Origin of the sequence: Streptomyces ossamyceticus, assembly GCF_001418475.1 — a bacterium.
Taxonomy (GTDB): domain Bacteria; phylum Actinomycetota; class Actinomycetes; order Streptomycetales; family Streptomycetaceae; genus Streptomyces; species Streptomyces ossamyceticus.
Genome location: NZ_LIQX01000825.1, coordinates 1 through 3,345 on the forward strand (window position 1 = coordinate 1; position 3,345 = coordinate 3,345).

The 3,345-nt window shown below is 72.7% G+C and carries 3 protein-coding genes; all 3 read left to right on the top strand.

Annotation, left to right across the window (positions count from 1 at the left end; genetic code table 11):
* Positions 1-545: MTB12 C-terminal domain-containing protein (locus AOK15_RS39340; RefSeq protein ID WP_055523813.1), on the top strand; the 545-nt coding region annotated here is incomplete at its 5' end.
* A complete protein-coding gene (locus AOK15_RS39345; RefSeq protein ID WP_055523816.1) occupies positions 520-1,818 on the top strand; it encodes an ABC transporter substrate-binding protein in 1,299 nt (432 codons plus the stop codon). The genes AOK15_RS39340 and AOK15_RS39345, both read left to right, overlap by 26 nt.
* A gap of 172 nt (positions 1,819-1,990) precedes the next feature.
* A complete protein-coding gene (locus AOK15_RS39350; RefSeq protein WP_055523818.1) occupies positions 1,991-3,253 on the top strand; it encodes a glycosyltransferase family 4 protein in 1,263 nt (420 codons plus the stop codon).
* The last annotated feature ends 92 nt before the right edge of the window (positions 3,254-3,345 follow it).

Here is a 3,345-nt window from a genome sequence, read left to right on the forward strand (position 1 = left end):
TACGGCGGGGCCGCGGCCCCGGGGGAAGCGGGAGGGCCACGGCGCTGGCCGCCGCGCTGGCCCTCTTCCTCGCTCCGGCCCTCGCGGCGTGCAGCGACGACAGCGGCGGGGGCGGCGACGCGACACCGCCCACCCCCACGGTGGAGAGGACGACGGGCGAGCCGGACGGGGCGAGCGCGAGCGGGCCCGCGGACGCGGGGACGGCCGAGAAGGAGATCCGGCAGAACTGGGCGACGTTCTTCGACCCGACCAGCTCCAAGGAGGACCGGCAGGCCGTCCTGGAGAACGGAGAGCGGATGGGCCCGGTCCTCGACGCCTTCAGCGGCGACGAACGCGGACAGCGGGTCGAGGCGAAGGTCACGAAGGTCGAGTTCACGTCGGCGACCGACGCGGACGTGACGTACTCGCTGCTGATGAAGGGCGCCACGGTCCTGCCGGACTCGGCGGGCACGGCCGTCGAGCAGGACGGCACCTGGAAGGTCTCCGTCAAGACACTCTGCGGGCTGGTGGGGCTGAGCGGTGCGTCGGCGGTCCCGGGCTGCTGAGACCGTCGCCGCGGCCCTGCTCCTGCTGCTGACCGCGGCCTGCGGCAGCCGCCTCCCGGAGAGCGACTTCGAGGGCCGGTCCACCGCGCCGCCGGCCACCGGGCGGGCCGGCGCCCCGATCCGCGTCGGCATCATCGCCAGCGCCACCAGCCCCGTCGGCGGCGACGCCTTCACCGGGCCGCGCGACGGGGCGAAGGCCTGGTTCACCGCCCTGAACGCGCGCGGCGGCATCGACGGCCGCCCGGTCGAGGTGCGTGAGTGCGACGACGGCGGCAGCGGCGTCGGCAACAACGAGTGCGTCCACAAGCTCGTCGAGGAGGACCGGGTGGTCGCCCTGGTCGCGACCACCGCCCTCGACTACGCGGGCGCCCCGCGCGTCTCCCACGCGCGCGTGCCCGACATCGGCGGCCAGCCCATCGGCCCGGCCTACGACACCTACCCGCACCTCTACGGCATCTACGGCAGCCTTGCGCCCCGCGACGGCACCACCGGCTGGGACGGGAAGCAGTACGGCGGCACCGAGGTCTACCGCTACTTCAAGCGCGAGCACGGCGCCCGCACCGCCGCCGTGGTGTCGTACAACCAGGCCGCGTCGGCCGCGTACGCCCGGCTGATCGTCGACGGGCTGAAGGCCGAGGGGTACGAGGTCGTCACCGAGCAGCTCGACTTCGCGCTGCCCAACTTCCGCGCGGCCGCCGCCGACATCCAAAACCGGGGCGCCGACCTGGTCCTCGACGCGATCGACGGCCACGGCAACGCCCGGCTCTGCGCGGCGATGGACGAGATCGGCGTCGAGGTGACGGCCAAGGTCACCAACGTCCAGAACTGGACCTCCTCCGTCGCCGAGGACTACGCGGACGCCCCGCGCTGCCGCAACGCCCTGTGGGCCACCGGCTCCAGCCGCAACTACGAGGACACCGGGCAGGCGGCCGTAAAGGAGTTCCGGGACGCCACCGAAGGGCTGGGGACGCACTCCCAGTGGCAACTGGAGGGCTGGGCCGCCGCCATGTGGTTCACGGACGCGGCGCGCTCCTGCGCCGGCACCGAGGAGGGCGTCACGCGCGCGTGCGTCGACCGGTTCATGAACCGCGACGAGCCGTACACCGCCGACGGACTCCTCCTGCCCGTCCGCTTCGAGCGGCTCGCCGAGCCGCCGGCCACCCGCAGGACCTGTCTGTCGGTCGCCCGCTGGCAGGACGCCCACGGCTGGGTGAGCCAGGGGGACATGGGCCAGAACTGCTTCGTGGTACCGCAGTTGCCCTACCGACCCTGATGCGAAACGGCCCCGACGGGTTCCGGAAACCGGTTACCGATCGCGCAACCGTTCCATGACAAGTTGATATGGAAGCCCAACCATCCCCCATGAACCCGGGTCTAACCGTACGGCGGTGGACCAGCACTGCCAAACACCGTCCGACCAGGAAGAAAAGGGCTCCGGGGGACCAATGCACATCTCTTTCCTGATACACAACGCATACGGGATCGGGGGAACGATCCGCACGACGTACAACCTCGCGAACAGCCTGGCCGAGCAGCACGACGTCGAGATCGTCTCCGTCTTCCGCCACCGCGACGAGCCGGTCTTCCGGCACGACCCGAGAGTCCGGCTCCGCGCCCTCGTCGACATCCGCGACGGCGGCGCCGACCACGGCCACACCGAACTGCGGCGCCCCGCCAAGGTGTTCCCGCGCGCCGAGGGCCGCTACGAGCAGTACAGCGCCCTGACCGACCGGCGCATCGCCGAGCACCTCGCCTCGGTCGACGCCGATGTCGTCGTGGGCACCCGGCCGGGCCTGAACGTGCACCTCGCCCGGCAGACCCGCCGCGGCCCGGTCCGTGTCGGCCAGGAGCACCTCACCCTGGACAGCCACTCCCCGGCTCTGCGCGCCACCCTGCGCGGCGCCTACCCACGGCTGGACGGGTTCACCACGACCACCGAGGCCGACGCGCGCGCGTACGGCACCAAGATGCGGCTGCCCGGCGTCAGGCTGGCGGCCGTGCCCAACCCGGTGCCCGCGCCCGGCGTCGACCCGGCCGACGGCAGCGGCAAGTGGGTCGTCGCCGCCGGACGGCTCGCGCCCGTCAAGCGCTACGACCTGCTGGTGCGGGCCTTCGACAAGGTGCGCGAGGAGCGGCCCGACTGGCGGCTGCGGATCTACGGCAGCGGCAGGCAGAAGGAGGGACTGCGCACCCTCATCGACGAGATGGGCCTCTACAACCACGTCTACCTGATGGGCCCCGCCCACCCCATCGAGCCCGAGTGGGCCAAGGGCTCCATCGCCGCCGTCACCTCCAGCCTGGAGTCCTTCGGCATGACGATCGTCGAGGCCATGCGCTGCGGTCTGCCCGTGGTCTCCACCGACTGCCCGCACGGCCCCGGCGAGATCATCGAGGACGGTGTCGACGGCCGCCTGGTGAAGGTCGGCGACATCGATGCCATCGCCGCCGGCCTTCTCGAACTCATCAACGACGACGCCAAACGACAGCAGATGGCGCACGCGGCGCTCAAGGACTCCGAGCGCTTCGACCCGGCCCGGATCGCCGAACGCCACGAGGCGCTGTTCACCGGTCTGATGGCCCGCGGCGGGACCTCACGGGTGGGCCGGGTGCGCGGCTCACTGCACCGCACCCGTGGGGCGCTGCTCGGTGGTGCGTACGCCGTTCGTGATGCCGGACGGTCGGCTCTCGGGAAGGGGCGCGCCGCATGACGTCACCGGCCCGCCGCGCCACGGCTCCCGGCGGTGAGGACGAGCCCGCCACGATCCCGCGCGCCGACTGCGTCGCCGACTTCGCCGGCGGC

Coding starts and splice junctions, on each gene's coding strand:
- AOK15_RS39350 (WP_055523818.1), top strand. CDS start 1,991: ATGCACATCTCTTTCCTGATACACAACGCATACGGGATCGGGGGAACG.